Source organism: Kitasatospora sp. NPDC094028 (genome assembly GCF_049543595.1).
Taxonomy (GTDB): Bacteria; Actinomycetota; Actinomycetes; order Streptomycetales; family Streptomycetaceae; genus Kitasatospora.
Genome location: NZ_JBMVFA010000013.1, coordinates 144,304 through 164,099 on the forward strand (window position 1 = coordinate 144,304; position 19,796 = coordinate 164,099).

The 19,796-nt window shown below is 74.7% G+C and carries 6 protein-coding genes; 5 read left to right on the top strand and 1 reads right to left on the bottom strand.

Annotated elements, in window-relative coordinates:
- The first annotated feature begins 66 nt into the window (after positions 1 to 66).
- Genes ACPC54_RS21145 through mce form a run of 4 tightly spaced genes read left to right on the top strand, consistent with a single transcriptional unit; the run spans position 67 to position 17,412 of the window.
- Positions 67 to 3,393 carry an amino acid adenylation domain-containing protein gene (locus ACPC54_RS21145; protein ID WP_498966723.1) on the top strand — a complete coding sequence of 1,109 codons (3,327 nt, stop codon included), beginning with the start codon at positions 67 to 69 and terminating at the stop codon, positions 3,391 to 3,393.
- Positions 3,394 to 3,398: 5 nt separating this feature from the next.
- Entirely contained in the window at positions 3,399 to 9,032 is a 5,634-nt protein-coding gene (locus ACPC54_RS21150; RefSeq protein WP_498966788.1) for a type I polyketide synthase, read from the top strand.
- Entirely contained in the window at positions 9,029 to 16,915 is a 7,887-nt protein-coding gene (locus ACPC54_RS21155) for an amino acid adenylation domain-containing protein (protein WP_498966725.1), read from the top strand. Before ACPC54_RS21150 ends, ACPC54_RS21155 begins: the two co-directional genes overlap by 4 nt.
- Complete coding sequence (gene mce, locus ACPC54_RS21160; protein WP_498966727.1) at positions 16,912 to 17,412, top strand: methylmalonyl-CoA epimerase; 501 nt, start codon at positions 16,912 to 16,914, stop codon at positions 17,410 to 17,412. Before ACPC54_RS21155 ends, mce begins: the two co-directional genes overlap by 4 nt.
- Here mce and ACPC54_RS21165 read toward each other — a convergent pair.
- The gene (locus tag ACPC54_RS21165) at positions 17,366 to 19,000 is read right to left on the bottom strand and encodes a serine/threonine protein kinase (protein WP_498966729.1); all 1,635 of its coding nucleotides are present in this window, start codon (positions 18,998 to 19,000) and stop codon (positions 17,366 to 17,368) included. The genes mce and ACPC54_RS21165 overlap by 47 nt on opposite strands.
- Before the next feature lie 145 nt (positions 19,001 to 19,145).
- On the opposite strand from ACPC54_RS21165, the gene ACPC54_RS21170 reads away from it, so the two are divergent.
- Positions 19,146 to 19,790, top strand: coding sequence for a hypothetical protein (locus tag ACPC54_RS21170; protein WP_498966731.1), 645 nt, complete (start codon positions 19,146 to 19,148; stop codon positions 19,788 to 19,790).
- Positions 19,791 to 19,796: the final 6 nt, after the last annotated feature.

A 19,796-nucleotide genomic window follows, 5' to 3' on the forward strand; every position in this document is an offset into this window, starting at 1 on the left:
ACAAGAGCGAGTCGGACGACAGGTGCGCGTGCGCGAAGCGCTCGCCGAGTCCTGCGAGGCGGGCGCATGAGCGAGATCGACGAGCGCCTCGCGGCCCTCACCCCCGAGCAGCGGACCCTGTTCGAGAAGCTGCTGGCCGACAGCGGGCAGGCGGACGACACCTTCCCGCTCTCGGTGACGCAGCAGGGCATCTGGTTCCAGGAGCAGCTGCACCCCAACAACCCGGCCTACGTCATCCCGGCCGCGGCCCGGTTGCAGGGCCCGCTCGACGCCGCGGTCCTGCGCGCCGCGGTGCACGAGATCGTGCGCCGCCACGAATCGCTGCGCACCACCTTCGAGCTGCGCGACGGCCGGCCCGTCCAGGTCGTCCGGGCCGAACTGCCGCCCGACCTGGCCGAGGAGGACCTCGGCGCCGGCGGCCTGAGCGAGGAGCGGTTCCACCGGCGGATGTCCGAGCTGCGCGCCGAACCGTTCGACCTGGCGGCCGGGCCGCTGCTGCGCCTGCGGCTGCTGCACGTCGGCCCGCAGGAGTCGGTGCTCCTGGTGGCGATGCACCACCTGATCTCCGACGGCTGGTCGGTGGGGGTCCTGGTCTCCGAACTCGTCGCGCTGTACGCGGCGTTCAGCGCCGGGCGGCCCTCGCCGCTGCCGGAGCCGGAGATCCACTACGGCGACTTCGCCGACTGGCAGCAGCAGTGGCTGCGGGACACCGACCTGACCGCGGACCTGGCGTACTGGCGCGAGCACCTGGCCGGCGCGCCCGCCGCACTCGCCCTGCCGACCGACCGGCCGCGCCCGGCCGTCCAGGGGTTCAACGGCGCCTCGGTGCCGTTCGCCCTGCCCGAGCCGCTGATGCGCGAGCTGGGCGCGCTGGCCAAGCGGCACGGCGCGACGACCTACATGGCGCTGCTGGCGGCCTTCCAGGTGCTGCTGCACCGCCACGCCCACCAGGACGACGTCGTGGTCGGCGTGCCCACGGCGGGCCGCGGACGGGCCGAGGTGGAGCCGCTGATCGGCTTCTTCGTCAACACCCTGCCGGTGCGCACCGACCTGTCGGGCGATCCCGCCTTCACCCGGGTCCTCACCCGCACCCGGGACGCCTGCCTGGGCCTGTACGCGCACCAGGACGTCCCGTTCGAGCGGATCGTGGCGGACCTGCGGCCGGCCCGCGACCTGAGCCGGCCGCCGCTCTTCCAGACCTGCCTGACCTACCAGAGCGACCCGCTGCCCGACCAGGAGAGCGCCGGCCTGCGGCTGCGCCGGCTGCCGGTGCGGGCCGAGGGCGCGCGGTTCGACCTGGAACTGCAGTGCTTCGACGACAACGGCGGCGTGCACGGCTGGTTCGAGTACGACCGCGACCTGTTCGACGAGCGGACCATCGCGCGGATGGCCGACCAGCTGCGCCGGATCGTCGAGGACGTGGTGGCCGACCCGGAGACACCGGTCGGCCATCTGCGGCTGCTCGACGACGCCGAGCACGCGGGTGCGCTGGCCGCCGGCACCGGAGCCGGCACCGAGTGGCCCGGCCGGGGCTGGATCCACCAGTGCGTCGAGGAGGCCGCGCGCCGCACGCCCGCGGCCGAAGCCGTCCGCTTCGACGGCGAGACGCTCGACTACGCGGAGCTGAACCGGCGGGCGAACCGGCTCGCCCACCGGCTGCGGCGCTCGGGCGTCGGCCGCGACGTGCTGGTCGGCGTGGCCATGGAGCGCTCCCTGGACCTGGTGGTGAGCCTGCTCGCGGTCCTCAAGGCCGGCGGCGCCTACCTGCCGCTGGACCCGGGCCACCCCCGGGACCGGCTGGCGTACCTCGTCGAGGACGCGCGGGCGCCCGTCCTGCTCACCCACACCCGGATGCTCCCGCTGCTGCCCGCCACCGACGCGGAGATCCTCTGCGTGGACGGGCTCGCCGCGCAGCTGGCGGCCGAGTCCGCCGACGATCCCGGGCTCGCCGTGGACGGTGAGGACCTCGCCTACGTCATCCACACCTCCGGCTCCACCGGGCGGCCCAAGGGCGTCATGAACGTCCACGCGGCCGTCCGCAACCGGCTGCTGTGGATGCAGGACACCTACCGGCTCGGCCCCGGGGACCGGGTGCTGCAGAAGACGCCGTTCTCCTTCGACGTCTCGGTGTGGGAGTTCTTCTGGCCGCTGATGACCGGCGCCACCCTGGTGGTGGCCCGGCCCGAGGGGCACCGGGACAGCCGCTACCTGATCGACACCATCCGCGCGGAAGCCGTCACCACCGTGCACTTCGTCCCGTCGATGCTGCAGGTCTTCCTGCGCGAGCCGGACGTGGAGGAGTGCACCACGCTGCGGCACGTGGTCTGCAGCGGCGAGGCGCTGCCGCGGCAGCTGGCCCGGGCCTTCCTCGACCGCAGCGGGGCGCAGCTGCACAACCTGTACGGCCCGACCGAGGCGGCGATCGACGTCACCGCCTGGACCTGCCGCCGGGACGAGGACCTGCGCCCGCTGCCGATCGGGCTGCCGATCGCCAACACCAGCGTGCACGTGCTCGACCGCCACCTGCGGCCCGTTCCGCCCGGGGTGCCCGGCGAGGTCCACCTCGGCGGGCGCGGCCTGGCCCGCGGCTACCTCAACCGGCCGCGGCTCACCGCCGAGCGCTTCGTCCCGGATCCGTTCGCGCCGGGCGAAGGCGCCCGGCTGTACCGCACCGGCGACCTGGCACGGCGCCGCGAGGACGGCGCGCTGGAGTACCTCGGGCGGCTGGACCACCAGGTCAAGCTGCGCGGCCTGCGGGTCGAGCCCGGGGAGATCGAGTCGGTGCTGACCGCGCACGAGCAGGTGCGCGAGGCGCTCGTGCTCACCCACGAGCGCGCCGCGGACGACGTGCGGCTGGTCGCGTACGTGACCGGCGAGGACGTGCCGCCCGCCGCCCAGCTGGCCGCCTTCCTGCGGCAGCGACTGCCCGCCTCCATGGTGCCCTCGCACTTCACCGTGCTGCCGGCGCTCCCGCTGACCACCAACGGCAAGGTCGACCGGGCGGCCCTGCCCGCGCCCGGTGCGGACCGGCCCGGGCCGCGCGGCGCGTTCGCCGAGCCGCGCGACGAGCTGGAGCGCTCGATCGCCGCGCTCTGGTGCGAGCTGCTGGGGGTCGAACGGGTCGGCGTCCAGGACAACTTCTTCGACCTCGGCGGCCACTCCCTGCTGCTGGCCCGGCTGCGGGTCGAACTCGCCGCGACCCTGCGGCGCGAGGTGTCGATGGTCGAGCTCTTCCAGCACCCGACGGTCGCCTCGCTCGCCGGCTTCCTCAACCGGCCCGGGACCGCCCCGCCCGCGACCGCCGCGCGGGAGCGGGCCGCGGCCCGCCGTCAGTCGCAGGACCAACGTCGGCGCGCCGCCGCCCGGCGCACGCACTCACGGGAAGGCAGTTGACCGACGTGTCGGAGATCTCCGAGGACCACAACCGGATCGCGGTCATCGGCATGGCCGGGCGCTTCCCCGGCGCCGGCGACGTCGACACCCTGTGGCAGAACCTGATCGAAGGACGCGAGGGCGTCTCGGCGCTCACCGAGGACGAGCTGCTCGCCTCGGGGGCCGACGCGCGGCTGCTCGGCCACCCGGACTACGTCAGGGCCAAGGGCGTGCTGGCCGACGCCGACCGCTTCGACGCCGCGTTCTTCGGCTACAGCCCGCGCGAGGCCGAACTGCTCGACCCGCAGCACCGGGTGTTCCTGGAATGCGCCTGGCAGGCGCTGGAGTCGGCCGGCTGCAACCCGCGGACCTTCCGCGGCCGGATCGGGGTGTTCGCCGGATCCAGCCTCAACTCCTACCTGCTGTTCAACGTCATGGCCGACCCGCGCACCGTCGAGTCGGCCGGCGGCCACCAGGTCCAGATCGCCTCCGACAAGGACTTCCTGGCCACCCGCACCGCCTACAAGCTCGGCCTGACCGGCGCCGCGATCACCGTGCAGAGCGCCTGCTCGACCTCGCTGACCGCGGTGCACCTGGCCTGCCAGAGCCTGCTGAACGGCGAGTGCGACATCGCGCTGGCCGGCGGGGTGTCGGTCAGCGTCCCGCTCCGGGACGGCTACCTGTACCAGCCCGGCGGCATCATGTCGCCGGACGGGCACTGCCGCGCCTTCGACGCCGAGGCCGCCGGCACCGTGGCAGGCAACGGGGTCGGCGTCGTGGTGCTGCGCCGGCTGGCCGACGCCCGCGACACGGGCGACCCGGTAGACGCGGTCATCCTCGGCAGCGCCGTCAACAACGACGGCTCCCTCAAGGCCGGTTACACCGCCCCGAGCGTCGACGGCCAGGCCGAGGTGATCGCCGAGGCGCTCGCGGTGGCCGAGGTCGACGCCGCCGGCATCGGCTACGTCGAGACCCACGGCACCGGCACCGTGCTCGGCGACCCGATCGAGATCGCCGCCCTGACCCGCGCCTTCCGCGAGCACACCGAGAAGACCGGCTACTGCGCGATCGGCTCGGTCAAGAGCAACGTCGGCCACCTGGACGCCGCCGCCGGCGTCACCGCCCTGATCAAGGCCGTGCTGGCGCTGCGGCACGAGGCGATCCCGGCCACCCTGCACCACACCACGGCGAACCCCGCACTCGCCCTGGAGAGCAGCCCGTTCTTCGTCGCCACCGAGCCGCTCCCCTGGCCCCGGCAGCGGGAGCCGCGCCGCGCCGGCGTCAGCTCCTTCGGCATCGGCGGCACCAACGTGCACGTCGTGCTGCAGGAGGGGCCGCCCGCCGTACCGGGCGGCCCCGGCAAGCCCGTGCGGCTGCTGGCGCTGTCCGCGAAGTCCGCCCCGGCGCTGGTGGAGAACGCCCGGCGGCTGGCCGACCACCTGGAGAGCCACCCGCAGGACGGCCTCGACGACGCGGCGTACACCCTGGCGCTGCGCCGCGAGGCCTTCGAGCACCGGGCCGCCGTGGTCGCCGAGGACCGCGCCGGCGCCGTGGCGGCGCTGCGCCGCATCGCCGGGCCGAGCGCCACCGCGGCGGCCGGGCACCGGCCGCCGGTGGTCTTCCTGTTCCCCGGCCAGGGCGCCCAGTACGTCGGCATGGCCCACGACCTGTACCGGCACGAGCCGCTGTTCGCGGCCGAACTCGACCGCTGCGCCGAGCTGTTCGCGCCGCACCTCGGCGAGGACCTGCGGGCCCTGCTGTTCCCGCCGCCCGGGGCGGAACGGCAGGCCGCGCAGCGGCTGGAGCAGACCGCGCTCACCCAGCCGGTGCTGTTCGGCGTCGAGTACGCGCTGGCACAGCTGTGGCGCGCCTGGGGGGTGGAGCCGCGCGCGATGGCCGGGCACAGCATCGGCGAGTACGTCGCGGCCTGCCTGGCGGGCGTGTTCTCGCTCCCGGACGCGGTGCGGCTGGTCGCGGCCCGCGGGCGGCTCGTGCAGTCGATGCCGACCGGCGCGATGCTCGCGGTCTTCCTCCCGGAGGCCGAGACCGCCGCCCTGCTCACCGGCGCCCTGCTCACCGGCGAGCTGTCCGTGGCCGCGGTCAACTCCACGGCGCTCAGCGTGGTGTCCGGTGACCTGCCGGCGATCGAGGAGCTGGAGCGGCGGCTGCGGGCCGCGGGCACCGGCTGCCGCAGGCTGCACACCTCGCACGCCTTCCACTCGCCGAGCATGGCGGCCGCGGTCGCGCCCTTCGTGGCGGAGGTCCGCACCGTCACCCTCAACCCGCCGACGATCCCCTTCTGCTCGAACGTGACCGGCACCTGGATCACCGACGAGCAGGCGACCAGCCCCGAGTACTGGGGCCGGCACCTGCGCGAGCCGGTGCGGTTCGACGGGGCGCTGGACGAACTGCTCGCCGACCCGGCCGCGCTGCTGCTCGAAGTCGGCCCCGGCCGGGTCCTGACCACCTTCGCCCGCGAGCACGCGGCCTGGGGCACCGCGCGCACCGCGCTGGCCTCGCTGCGGCACCCGAACGAGCGGCGGGACGACCGCGCGTTCCTGCTGGAGAACCTCGGCGGGCTGTGGGCTGCGGGCTCGGCCGTCGACTGGTCGCGCCTGTTCGAGGGCGAGGAGCGCCGCCTGCTGCGGCTGCCCGGCTACGCCTTCGAGCGCCACCGCTACTGGATCGAGGCGGACCGCACCCCGGCCGTCGAGGAGCCGGCCGCCGTCCGGGCCGAGTCGGCGGACGCGATGTGCTACACCCCCGGCTGGCGGCGGCTGCCCCCGTTCGCCGCCACCGCGGCGCCCGGTCCGGGGCGCGTGTGGGTGGTCCTCGGCGCGGAGCTGGGCCTCGGCGGGGCCCTGGCCCAGCGCCTGACGGACGGCGGCGCCAGGGTGGTGCGCGTCAGCGCCGGCACCCGGGTGCGGGACCACGGCGCGGACACCTGGACCCTCGACCCGCTCCGGCGCGAGCACCACGCCGAGCTGCTGCGTGCCGTGGCGGCCGGCCCGTCGACGCAGGTGCGGGTGCTGCACCTGTGGAGCCTGGGCGGTACGAGCACCGGCCCGCTCGACGAGCGGCGGCTCGCCGAGGCGCGGCGGTGCGGCTTCGACAGCCTGCTGGCGCTGGTCCAGGGCATCGGCGATGCGCGCCCGGGCGTCCCGGTCGCCGTCGACGTGCTCTGCCACGGCGTCCACAGCGTGACCGGCGAGGAGCGGTTGAGGCCCGAGAACGCCCTGCTGCTCGGCATCACCACCGTCCTCCCGCAGGAGCTCCCCGACGCCGCCTGCCGCAGCCTCGACCTCTCCGGCGTGGACCCCGAGCACCCCGCCGACCACTCGGTGCGGGACATCCACGCGCTCCTCGACGCGGCCGTCGACGAACCGGAGCTGGCGCTGCGCGGCCGGCACTGGTGGGCCCGCGGCTTCGACGCCGTCCCGCTGGAGCCCTCCGCCCAGGCGCCCGCCCGGGTGCGCGACGGCGGCGTCTACCTGATCACCGGCGGCCTCGGCGGCGTGGGCCTGGCGCTCGCCGAGCACCTCGCCCGCTCCGCCAAGGGCCCGGTGCTGGCCCTGCTGAGCCGGTCGGAGCTGCCCGCCGAGGCCGACTGGGACGGCTGGCCGGCGGCGCACGGGGAGCAGGATGCCACCAGCGGGCGGATCCGTCGCCTGCTGCGGCTGCGCGAGCTGGGAGCCGAGCCGCTCGTGCTGACCGCCGACGTCACCGATCTCGCCCAACTGTCCAGAGCCGTTGATGAGTTGCGCGCCCGCTACGGCGCGATCCACGGCGTGGTGCACGCCGCCGGAGCGCCCTCGCGCGGCATGATCGCGGGCAAGTCCCGCCAGGACGTGGACGAGGTGACGGCGGCCAAGACCCTCGGCACGCTGGCACTCGACGAGGTACTCGGCCACGACGAGCCGGACTTCGTCCTGCTCTGCTCGTCGCTGACCTCGCTGCTGGGCGGGCCCGGCCAGAGCGACTACAGCGCGGCCAACGCCTTCCTCGACGCCTTCGCGCAAGCCAAGCGGCAGTCGGGCGCGCCGGTGACGGCCATCGCCTGGGACACCTGGCGCGGGGTGGGCATGGCCGCGGGACTGGCGGCGCGACTCGGCGGCGGGCACACCGCCGAGGGTGAACCGACCGGCCACCCGCTGCTGCGCCTGCTGCACGCCGAGGAGGGGACGCGGACGTACGTCACCACCCTCGGCACCGAGCACTGGATCCTCGACGACCACCGGATCATGGGCAACGGCCTGGTGCCCGGCACCACCTACCTCGAACTGGTCAACGCCGCGGTGGCCCTCCAGTCCGGCGGGCGCGTCGTCGAACTGCAGGACGTGCTGTTCCCGACACCCGTCATCGTGCCGGACGGCCGCACCAGCCGGCTCCACACCACCGTCGAACTGCGCGACGGCCAGGGCCGGTTCACCGTCCGCAGCCGCTCCGGCGACGCCTGGCGGGAACACGCGACCGGCACCGTCACCCTGCACGAGCGCGGCACACCGGCCCGGTACGACCTGGCCGAGGTGCTGCGCGACTGCCGGGCCACCGAGGTCATCGAGACGCCGGAGGACATCAAGCGCCGCTTCAAGCTCGACCAGGTGGAGCGGGGCGGCCGCCTGGAGTTCGCGTTCGGCCCGCGCTGGCAGTGCCTGCGCAGGATCCAGGCCGGCCCGGAACGGCTGCTGGTCACCCTGGAACTCGACGAGGCGTTCGCCGCGGACCTGGACGACCACGCCCTGCACCCCGCCCTGCTGGACGTGGCCGGCGCGTCCGCCCGGATCCACGCCCAGGACGTGTTCTACCTGCCGTTCACCTACCGCAGCCTGCGGGTGCACGGCCGGCTGACCCGCACCGTGCACTGCGCGGTCGAACTGAAGCAGACCCGGGACGGCTCGGGCGAGACCCTCACCTGCGACACCAGGATCCTCGACCCCGAGGGCCGGCTGCTCGCCGAGATCACCGACTTCACCATCAAGCGCATCAACGACATCGACGGCCTGCTGGCCCAGATCGACCAGGCCGCGGCGCCGCCCCGGCCGGCACCCGACCCGTCCGGCGGGGCGCTGGCCCGCCTCGGCGAGGGCATGACCGAGCAGGAGGCCGTGGCCGCGTTCGCCCGGATCCTGGGCACCGACGCGCCGCCCGCGCAACTCGCGGTCTGCGCCCGGGACCTGGCCGCCCTGCGCCGCCTCGCCCGCTCGCTCACCCCCGCCCTGCTGGCCCGCGAGATCGAAGGCCTCGCCCCGCTCGGCGCCACCCACCCGCGCCCCGACCTGAGCACGCCCTACGTGGCGCCCGCCACCGAGCGGGAGCAGGCCGTCGCCACCGTGTGGCAGGAGGTGCTGGGCGTCGAACAGGTCGGCGTGCACGACGACTTCTTCGCCCTCGGCGGCCACTCGCTGGCCGCCGTGCAGATCGGCACGAAGATCCGGAACAGGTTCGGCACCGAACTCGACCTCCGGGACTTCTTCGACGACCCCACGGTGGCCCACACCGTCGCCCTGCTGGACGCCGTCGGCGACCCGGCCGCCGACGAGGGCATCCGGGCGCTGGACCGCGAGGAGCCCGCGGAGCTGCTCGACGACCTGTCCGACGACGAGGTGGAAGCCCGGCTGCGCGAACTGCTCGCCGCGGACGGCGAGGAGGACACGCTGTGAACGACATCGACCTGAGCCGGCTGTCGGCCGCCGAGAAACGCGCGCTGCTGGCGGCCCGGCTCGCGAAGCGCAAGCCCGCACGGCGCCGCTTCGCCACCTCGCTCTCGCAGCAACGCCTCTGGTTCCTCGAACAGTTGACGCCCGGCAACGCGGCCTACAACATCCCCGGCGCGATGCGCCTGCACGGCGCCCTGGACCTCGCGGTGTGGCGGCGCAGCCTGCGGGAGATCGCCCGGCGCCACGAGATCCTGCGCACCACCTTCGAGGAGGTCGACGGCGAGCCCGTGCAGATCGTCCACGAGGCGGCCGAGGTGGACTTCACCGTCGTCGAGTGCGGCCACCTGCGCGGGCCGCAGGGCGAGGCGCAGATCAGGGCGCTGGCCGCCGAGGAGTTCGCCCGCCCCTTCGACCTGCGCACCGGCCCGCTGCTGCGGGTGCGGTTCCTGCGGCTGGCCGAGGACGAGCACATCCTGCTGCTCACCATGCACCACATCGCCGGCGACCTGTGGTCCACCTCCGTCGCCTTCGGCGAACTGGTGGCGCTCTGCACGGCGTTCACCGCGGGCGGCGAGGCGGCGCTGCCCGCGCTGCCGATCCAGTACGCGGACTACGCCGCCTGGCAGCGCCGGCGCGCCGACGACGACAGCCTGACCGCCCACCTGGAGTACTGGAAGCGAGCCCTGGCGGGCGCGCCCGAGGCGCTGGAGCTGCCCACCGACCGCCCGCGCCCCGCGGTGCAGGGCACGGCGGGCGGCTCCTGCTCCTTCGAGCTGTCCGCATCGGCCAGTGCGGCGCTGCGCGAGCTCGGGCGGAGTTCCGGCGCCACCGCGTTCATGGCGATGCTCGCCGCCTTCCTGGTGCTGCTGCACCGCTACAGCCGCGAGGAGGACCTGGTCGTCGGCGTGCCGGTCGCCAACCGCACGCGGCGCGAACTGGAGCCGCTGATCGGCCTGTTCGTCAACATGCTGGCGCTGCGCACCGACCTGTCGGGCGCGCCTGGCTTCCGGGAGCTGCTGGGCCGGGTCCGCCAGGTGTGCCTGGACGGCTTCGCCCACCAGGAGCTGTCCTTCGAGCGGCTGGTGGAGGAGCTGCACCCGCGCCGCGACCTGTCGCGCTCGCCGGTCTTCCAGGTGTCGTTCATCTTCCAGAACATCCCCGTCCCCGAGTTCGAGGGGCTCGGGCTGCGGATGGAGCCGGTCGAGGTGGAGAGCGCCACCTCGCGCTTCGACCTCACCCTGGAGGTCTTCGACCGGCCCGAGGGCATGACCGGCCTGTTCGAGTACAACAGCGACCTGTTCGACGTGGACACCGTGCGGCGGATGTCACGGCACCTGACGCGGCTGGTGGAGAACCTGGTCGCCGACCCGGACCGCCCCGTCACCCAGGTGTCGATGCTCCCGGCGGAGGAGGAGCAGCGGCTGCGCACCGCCTGGCAGCGGCCCCGCCGCGACTGGCCCGCCCCGCTCGCGGCCCACCGCCGGTTCGAGGAGCAGGCCCGGCGCACGCCGGACGCACCGGCCGTCCAGGCCGCCGACGGCACCCTCGGCTACCGCGAACTCGACCTTCGCGCCAACCGCCTGGCCCACCACCTGAGGGAGCTCGGGGTCGGCCGGGAGACCCTGGTCGGCATCTGCCTGGAACGCTCCACCGAGCTGGTGGTGGCGATGCTCGCGGTGCTCAAGGCCGGCGCCGCCTACGTGCCGCTGGACCCGGGCTTCCCGCCCGAGCGCCTCGCGTTCGTGATCGAGGACTCCGGGCTGCCCGTGCTGCTGACCCAGCACGGGCTGCCGGGCGACCTGCCGGCCGTCGCGGCCACCACCGTCCGCCTGGACGAGCTCCGCTGGGAGTCGGACGCGGCCCGCACCGAGCCGCCCGGCGGGGCCGTCGACCCGGGCGACCTCGCCTACGTCCTCTACACCTCCGGCTCCACCGGGCGCCCCAAGGGCGTGCAGATCCCGCACCGGGCCCTGGGCAACTTCCTGCACTCGATGCAGGAGCGACCGGGCCTGACGGCCGAGGACACCCTGCTCGCGGTCACCACCCTCTCCTTCGACATCTCGGTGCTGGAGATCCTGCTGCCGCTGGTGACCGGCGCGCGGGTGGTGCTGGCCGAGCGCGAGGTCGCCGCGGACGGCAAGCGCCTGGCGGACGCCCTGGACAGCTGCGGCGCCACCGTCATGCAGGCGACGCCCGCCACCTGGCGGATGCTGCTGGACGCCGGCTGGACGCCCCGCGCCGGACTGCGGGCGCTGGTCGGCGGCGAGGCCCTGCCGCCCGAACTGGCCCGGCGCCTGCGGGCCGGCGGCATGCCGGTGTGGAACATGTACGGCCCCACCGAGACCACCGTCTGGTCGTCGGCGGCCCTCGTCGGCGACGGCCCGGTCACCATCGGCGAGCCGATCGCCAACACCGACCTGCACGTCCTGGACGACGCCGGCGCGCTGGTGCCCCTCGGCGTGCCCGGCGAACTGTGCATCGGCGGCGACGGACTGGCCCGCGGCTACCTCGGCCGCCCCGAACTGACCGAACAGCGCTTCGTCCCGCACCCGTTCCCCGCCGCCGCGGGCGATCGGCTGTACCGCACCGGCGACCTGGTGCGCCGACGGCCCGGCGGGGAGATCGAGTTCCTCGGCCGGCTGGACAACCAGGTCAAGCTGCGCGGCTTCCGGATCGAACTCGGCGAGATCGAGTCCGTGCTGACGGGCGTGCCGCAGGTGCGGCAGGCCGTCGTGGTGATCCGGGAGGACACGGCGGGCGACCAGCGGCTGGTGGCCTACCTGTGCGGGGAGGAGACGGCCGCCGGCCGCGGCGAGCCCGAACGGGAGGCCGCACTGCGCGCCGCGCTGCGCGAGCGGCTGCCCGCCTACATGGTCCCGTCCGCCTTCGTCTTCCTCGACGCGCTGCCCCTGACACCCAACGGCAAGATCGACCGCCGCGCGCTGCCCGCGCCCGAGGGCGGCCGCGCGGCGCTGCGAGCCCCGTACGTCGCCCCGCGCACCGAGGCGGAACGAACGCTCTGCGAGCTGTTCGCCCAGGTCCTCCAGGTGACCGAGGTCGGCGTCGAGGACGACTTCTTCGACCTCGGCGGCCACTCCCTGCTGGCCACCCGGCTGATCGCGCGGATCCGCGAGGCGCTCGGCACCGAGCTGCAGGTGCGCGCGCTGTTCCACCACCCCACCCCCGCGGGGCTGGCCGGCCGGCTCGCCGCCGGCGGTGCCGCCCGGCCGGCGCTGCGTCCCGTCGAGCGGCCGGACCGGCTGCCGCTGTCCTTCGCCCAGCAGCGCCTGTGGTTCCTGCACGGCCTGGAGGGGCCCTCCGCCACCTACAACATCCCCGTGGCGATGCGGCTGTCCGGCCCGCTGGACGTCGACGCCATGCGCGCGGCGCTCGCCGACGTGGTGGCCCGCCACGAGGTGCTGCGCACGGTGTTCACCGACACCGCCGGAGTGCCGCACCAGCAGGTGCTGGATCCCGGGTGGGCGCGGCCCGAGCTGCCGGTGGTCGAGGTCACCCGGGACGGGCTGGCCCACGCCCTGGACGAGGCGGTGCGCCACCCGTTCGACCTGGCCGTCGAACCGCCCACGCACGCCCGGCTGCTCGCCGTCGGCCCGCGCGACCACGTCCTGGTGCTGGTGGTGCACCACATCGCCGCCGACGAGTGGTCGCTGGCCCCGCTCGGCCGGGACCTCGCCCTCGCCTACCGGGCCCGCAGCGCCGGCCGCGCCCCCGACTGGGCGCCGCTGCCCGTGCAGTACGCCGACTACGCGCTCTGGCAGCGCGACCTGCTCGGCGACCCGGACGACGAGCAGAGCCGCTGGGCGGGCCAGCTCGCCCACTGGCGGAAGGCCCTGGACGGCCTGCCGGAGCGCATCGCGCTGCCCACGGACCGCCCGCACCCGCCGCGCTTCGGCTACCGGGGCGCCCGGGCGGAGTTCGGCTGGGACGCCGAACTGCACGACGGGCTGGCCCGGTTGGCCCGCGACTGCGGGGCCACCGTGTTCATGGTGGTGCACGCCGCGCTGTCCGCGCTGCTGAGCCGGCTCGGTGGGGGACACGACATCCCGGTCGGCGCCGCCATCGCGGGACGCACCGACCAGGCGACCGAGGAACTCGTCGGCTTCTTCGTCAACACCCTGGTGCTGCGGGTGGACACCTCCGGGCGTCCGAGCATGCGCGAGCTGGTCCGCCGGGTCCGCGACGTCAGCCTGGAGGCCTACGCGAACCAGGACATCCCCTTCGAGTGCCTGGTCGACGCGATCAACCCCACCCGCTCGCTCGCCCACCACCCGCTCTTCCAGACCGTCCTGGCCTGGCAGAACACCCCCGAAGCGGGCCTGGAGCTGCCCGGCCTCGCGGCGCGGGTGCTGCCGACGGCCACCGGCACGGCCCGGATGGACCTGGCCTTCACACTGGCCGAGCGCCGGCCCGCCGTGCGCGGCGAGGCGGCGGGCGTCGACGGCACCGTCGAGTACAACACCGAGGTCTTCGACGCCGGCACGATCGACGCCGTCCTGGCACGACTGGAGCTGATCCTGCGCGCCGCCGTCGAGACGCCGCAGCTGCCCGTCGACGCCGTCGACCTGCTGACCGCCGAGGAGCACCGCCTGCTCGTCGAGGAGGTCAACGACACCGCGCACGAGGTGCCGGAGGCCGTACTCCCGCGGCTGTTCGAGGCCCAGGCCGCGCGCACACCGCACGAGGTGGCGGTGGTCTGCGGGAGCGAGCAGCTGACCTACGCCCAGCTGGAGGCCGCCGCCAACCGGCTGGCCCACCACCTGGTGGCGCAGGGGGTCGGCCCGCGGAGCGCGGTGGCCGTGCTGCTGCGGCGCTCCGTGCACCGCGTGGTCGCGATCCTGGCCGTCGCCAAGGCCGGTGGCAGCTACGTGCCGCTGGACGACCGCTCGCCGCTGTCGCGGATGGAGCTGATCATGTCCGCGACGGGCGCCCGGCTGCTGCTGGTCGACCGGGCCGTGGGGACCCACCCCGCGGGCGAGGGCGTGGACGTCCTCGCGGTGGACGACTTCGCGGGGGACGACTTCGCGGTGAGCCTCCTCTCGGTGGACGGCGAACCGCGCGGCGCGGACCCGGACCCCGGCCCGCCCCGGGTCGAGATCCACCCCGACCAGCTCGCCTACGTGATGTACACCTCGGGCTCCACCGGCACCCCCAAGGGCGTCGCCGTCACCCACCGCAACGTGGCGAGCTTCGCGCACGACGGCCGCTGGCCGGGCGGCGACCACGCCCGGGTCCTGATGCACTCCCCGCTGGCCTTCGACGCCTCCACCTACGAGCTGTGGGTGCCGCTGCTGACCGGCGGACGGATCGTGGCCGCCCCGCCCGGCGACCTCGACCCCGCCACCATCGAGGCCGTGATCACCGAACACGGCGTCACCGCGGCCTTCTTCACCACCGCCCTGTTCAACCTGCTCGCCGACCGGCGCCCCACGGCGCTCGACCGGCTGCGCCAGGTGTGGACCGGCGGCGAGGCGGTCTCGCCGCCGGCGTTCGCCCGCATCCGCGAGCTGAGCCCCGGCACGCGGCTGGTCCACGTCTACGGCCCCACCGAGAGCACCACCTTCGCCACCTGCCACCCGGGCTGGGAGCCGGCGGCCGGCACGGTGCCGATCGGCCGGCCGATGGACAACACCCGGGCGTACGTGCTCGACCAGGCCCTGCGGCCGGTGCCGCCGGGCGTGCCCGGCGAGCTGTACATCGCGGGCGACGGGCTCGCCCGCGGCTACCTGGGACGGCCCGACCTGACCGCGCAGCGCTTCGTCGCCGACCCCTTCCGGGCCGCCGGCGGCCGGATGTACCGCACCGGAGACGTGGTGCGGTGGACCACCGGGGGCCACATCGAGTTCCTGGACCGGGCCGACGACCAGGTGAAGATCCGCGGCTTCCGCATCGAACTCGCCGAGGTCGAGGGCGCGCTGCGGGCGCACCCCGACGTCGCCCGGGCCGTGGTGACGGTGCGCGAGGACCGGCCCGGGGACAAGCGCCTGGTGGGCTACGCGGTGCCCGTCCAGGGCGCGCGGCTCGATGCCGCCGCCGTCCGGGAGTTCGTCGTCGGGCGGCTGCCGCACTACATGGTCCCGGCGGCGGTGCTGGCGCTGACCGCCCTGCCGCTGACCGCCAACGGCAAGCTGGACCGCCGCGCCCTGCCGGCCCCCGACTTCGCCGCCGCCGCGGTCGGAGCGGACCCGCGCACCCCGCTGGAGGAGTCGCTGTGCGCGGCGTTCGCCGACGTGCTCGGCGTGGCCCGGGTCGGCATCCACGGCAACTTCTTCGAACTCGGCGGCCACTCCCTGATGGCCACCCAACTGGTCTCGCAGCTGTCGGCGCAGCACGGGGTCACGGTGCCGATCCGGGAGCTGTTCGAGCACCCGACCGTCGCCGCGATGGCCGCCCGGCTCTCCGGACGCCTCGCCGAGGGCGCCCCGGCGGACGCCATCGCGACGGTGGACCGCACCGGCGGCGTCCCGCTGTCCTTCGCCCAGGACTGGATGTGCCGCCACCACCGCGTCCCCGCCGGCGACCCGTACCACAGCGTGCTCACCGCCGTGGTCCTCAAGGGCGCACTCGACGAGGCGGCACTGCGCGGCAGCCTCGACGAGATCGTCCGGCGGCACGAGGCCCTGCGCACCAACGTGGTGCACGGCCCCTCGGGCTGGCGGCAGCTCGTCCACCCGCACGGCCACTGGCCGATGGCCCTGCTCGACCTGCGGGAGCGCGACGAGGAGAGCCGGCAGCGCGAGTTGTCCGACCTGCTGGAGAGCGAGCAGCGGCGCCCCTTCCGGCTGGCGGAGGAGCCCCTGGTCCGCGGCACGCTGGTCAGGCTCGCGCCCGAGGAGACCGTCCTGGTGTGGGTGATGCACCACCTGGTCACCGACAACTGGTCGTACGGAGTGCTGCTGCGCGAACTGTGCGAGCTGTACACGGCCACGGTGACCGGGCGGGCGCCGCGGCTGGCCGAACTGGAGGTGCAGTACCCGGACTTCGCGGCCTGGCAGCAGCGGCAACTGGCCTCCGGCGCGCTGGAGAGCCAGGCGGCCTACTGGCGCGAGCAGTTGGCCGGTCCCCCGGCCGGGCCGGGCGTCGACCTGCCCGAACACCAGCGGATCGGCGCGGCGGTCGGCCCCACCCACGGCTTCACGCTGGACCAGGCGGCCACCGAGGCGCTCACCGGCATCGCCCAGCGGCAGAACGCGACGCTGTTCATGGTGCTGATGGCCGCCTTCCACCTGATGCTGTCCGCCTACAGCGGCAGCGAGGACATCACGGTGGCCTTCCCGGTCGCCGGGCGCGGCCGGCCCGAGAGCGAGCCGATGATGGGCTTCTTCGTCAACCACCTGCTGGTGCGCAGCGACCTGACGGACGACCCGAGCTTCCGTGCCCTGGTCGGCCAGGTCCGGGAACGCACGCTCGGCGCCTACGCCCACCAGGACGTCCCCGTCTGGGCGCTGCCGGAGGCCGGCGCCGACGGCCGCGACCCGTTCGCCATCTCCTTCAACCTGCTCAACGCCGCGATCCCCACCTTCGACCTGCCCGGCCTGGAGGCCGCGCCGCTGGCGACGGACCTCGGGGACGACTACGTGTTCTCCGAGGTCATCATCACCATGGACCCGGCCGCCGTGGACCTGACGCTGATCATGCGGGAGGACGGCGGCACACTGCGCGGCATGTGGCTGTTCTCGCCGGAGCGCTTCGACGCCGAGGTCATGGCGGTGGTGATGCACCAGTGGGCGCCGATGATCGACCTGATCACGGCCTCGCCCGACCTCGGCGTGACGGAACTGAAGCGCCGGATCCGGGCGGCCGACCTCACCACCAGCCCTGGCACACCATCGCTCGACAACCCCACCGAGACAAGGGACTTGCCATGACTGAGAGCACCATCGGCCTGGCGGACGGCATCGGCCTGCGGCGCATCGACCACGTCGGGGTCGCCGTCGCCGACCTCGACGAGGCGATCGAGTTCTACCAGCGGGTGTTCGGCATGCGCTGCCTGAACGTGGAGGAGAACGCCGAGCAGGGCGTGCGCGAGGCCATGATGGCGGTCGGCCCCGACGCCTCCGGCGGCTGCGTCCAGCTGCTCGCCCCGCTGTCCCCGGGCTCGGCCATCGCACGCTTCCTCGACCAGTCGGGCCCCGGCCTGCAGCAGGTCGCCTACACCGTCGACGACGTCGAAGCCGCCTGCGAGGCGCTGCGCGCCCGGGGCGTCCGGCTGCTCTACAACACCCCCCGACGCGGCACCGCCGGCTCGCGGGTCAACTTCCTGTTCCCCAAGGACACCGGCGGCATCCTGGTCGAACTCGTCGAACCGGCCGCCGGGGCTACCTCGGGCCCAGGACTCCGTCCGGGCGCTCCGGCCCGTGCATGATCAGGCGGCGGAACGCGTCCGCCGCCAGGAGATTCGCCAGGAGCAGCAACCAGCCTCCGGCGAGCAGGACTCCGCGGACCTTGTAGGCGGGATTGTCGTCCGTGACCTGCACGCCGAACGTCATCACCACCAGGAACGCACCGATGATCGCGACGAACACGAGCCACAGCCCACCGAGCAGGGCCGCGCCCGCGCCCACCACGCTCCCGGCAGTGCCCTTCCCGAGGTGCAACGCGGACAGCGCGGCGAGCACGATCACCACGGCCGTACCGATGACACCGATCGGAATCAACTGCCAGTCCGACGAGACATCCGGCAGTCCGCTCGGCACCGCGTCCCACAGGTGGTCGAGGTGGACTCGGTAGGTCACCCGCGAGGCCTCGTCGCCGGAGGACTTCGACGTCCAGAGGTCATAGACGACCGGCAGGTGGGTCGCCCAGACGAGCGCCCCGGCCCCTGCCAGGGCCTCCAGGACGATGGCGACGGCGACCCGGGCCCGCCCCGACCGTTCCGGATCGTCCGGAGCGACCGGGGAGGTCTCGTCCGGGTCGCCGGCCGCCGGCGGCTCGGGAGCGCGTCTGGTCCTCGGCACCTTGCGGACGGTGTCGTCCTCGCTCCCGGGGGCGGGATCGGGGGCGGGATCGGGCGCGGCGCCCCGGCCGCCACCCGTCGTCGCGAGGGCGTGCAGTGCCCCCGTGCGCGCCTGGATCGCCGCCCGTGCGCCGGTGATGCCCATCCACGCGCCCGGCCCGAGCGTGTCGCCGAGCGCCTCCTCGCACCACTCCCGCACGACCGCCGCGCTGGGCCGCTGCGCCGGGTCCTTGCGCAGGCAGGTGGCGATCAGCGGGCCGAGCGGGTCGGCGAGGGCGGTGAGGTCCGGTTCGTCGGCGACGATGCGGTGGGCGACGGCCCACTCGTTGTCGGCGCCGAAGGCCTCCCGGCCGGTGGCGAGGTAGTAGAGCGTCGAGCCGAGCGCGAAGACGTCGGAGGCCTCGCCGACCGGCCGGCCCATGGCCTGCTCGGGCGACATGTACAGCGGCGTGCCGACCCGGGTCGACTGGCTTCGGTACGTCACCGACTGGGTCAGGGACTTGACGATGCCGAAGTCGATGACCTTCGGGCCGCTCTCGTCCAGCATGATGTTGCCGGGTTTGAGGTCGCGGTGCACGACCCGCGCGGCGTGGATGTCGGCGAGCGCGTGGGCGATGCCCCAGGCGAGCAGCAGCACCTGCGCGGGCGGCAGCGCTCCGTGGTCGACCACCAGGTCGCGCAGCGAGGGCCCGGCGACGTACGCCGTGGCCAGCCACGGGCGTTCGGCCCGCGGGTCGGCGTCCAGCAGCGGTGCGAGGTGGGCGCCGCGGACGCGCTGCGCGGCGGCGACCTCGCGGGCGAAGCGGTGCCCGAACTCCGCGTCCCGGGCGAACTCGTCGCGGATCACCTTCACGGCGGCGGGCTGCCCGCCAGGCGAGAAGGCGAGGAACACCTGCCCCATGCCGCCCTCACCGAGCCGCGCGACCAGCCGGAAGCCGCCGAGGTCGTCCGGGTCGTTCGTCCGCAGCCCGGGAAAACGGAACACCTCACTGGACACGCGTCCTCCCCCCTGATCCGCATGCTGGTCCACGCTCCTTGTCCCGCAGGCTACTTCGCCGGAAGCGCGGTCGGACAGCCCTGGCCGGGGTCGTGGTTGTCGGTGCGACTCGGCATGATGGCGGCGGCACTGGGAAGGGATACGAATGATCAAGCTCTCGGCGTGGCTCCGGCGGTACGTGCAGCCCTTCACGGCGGACGAGGGGCTGACCCGCAACGGCCCGGTGTTCCGGCTGACGGCGGAGAACGGGGACTGCGCGGTCCTGGAGTTCAAGGAGTTCCGGGTCGATCCCGTGCGGACGGTGTTCGAGGTGCGGGTGGCCGTCGTGCCCACGACCGCCATGGCGTGGTCGTACCGGGGGCCGGGCTGGGAGGAGGCGCGCAAGCGGCCGCCGAGCCCGGCGGCGGCGCTGCTCGACTGGCGCGTGCTGCCGCCCGAGCACGTCGCCTGGGCGCCGGGCCGGCCGGCGTGCGAGGCGATGTGGGCGTACGGCGGGCCGGTGCACCTCCACCACACGGGCCAGGAGCTGGTGGAGCTGCTGCGGGCGGAGACCGTCCCGGCGATGCGGCGGCTGCTGGACCGCCGGGCGCTGGAGGCGGAGTTCGAGGAGCCGACGTCCGCGTTCCGCCGCGGTCGCCCGCCGGGCTGGGCGCGGGTGCTGCTGCGGGTCGACGACGCCTCGCCGGCCGAGCTGGCGGGCCTGCTGGCGGAGGTGGAGACGCACTACCCGGTGGTGGACGAGTTCGTCGCCTGGGCCCGGGAGCGGGCGGGCAGCGGTTCGGCCGGATGAGCGGCT

Coding starts and splice junctions, on each gene's coding strand:
- ACPC54_RS21145 (WP_498966723.1), top strand. CDS start 67: ATGAGCGAGATCGACGAGCGCCTCGCGGCCCTCACCCCCGAGCAGCGG.
- mce (WP_498966727.1), top strand. CDS start 16,912: ATGACTGAGAGCACCATCGGCCTGGCGGACGGCATCGGCCTGCGGCGC.
- ACPC54_RS21170 (WP_498966731.1), top strand. CDS start 19,146: ATGATCAAGCTCTCGGCGTGGCTCCGGCGGTACGTGCAGCCCTTCACG.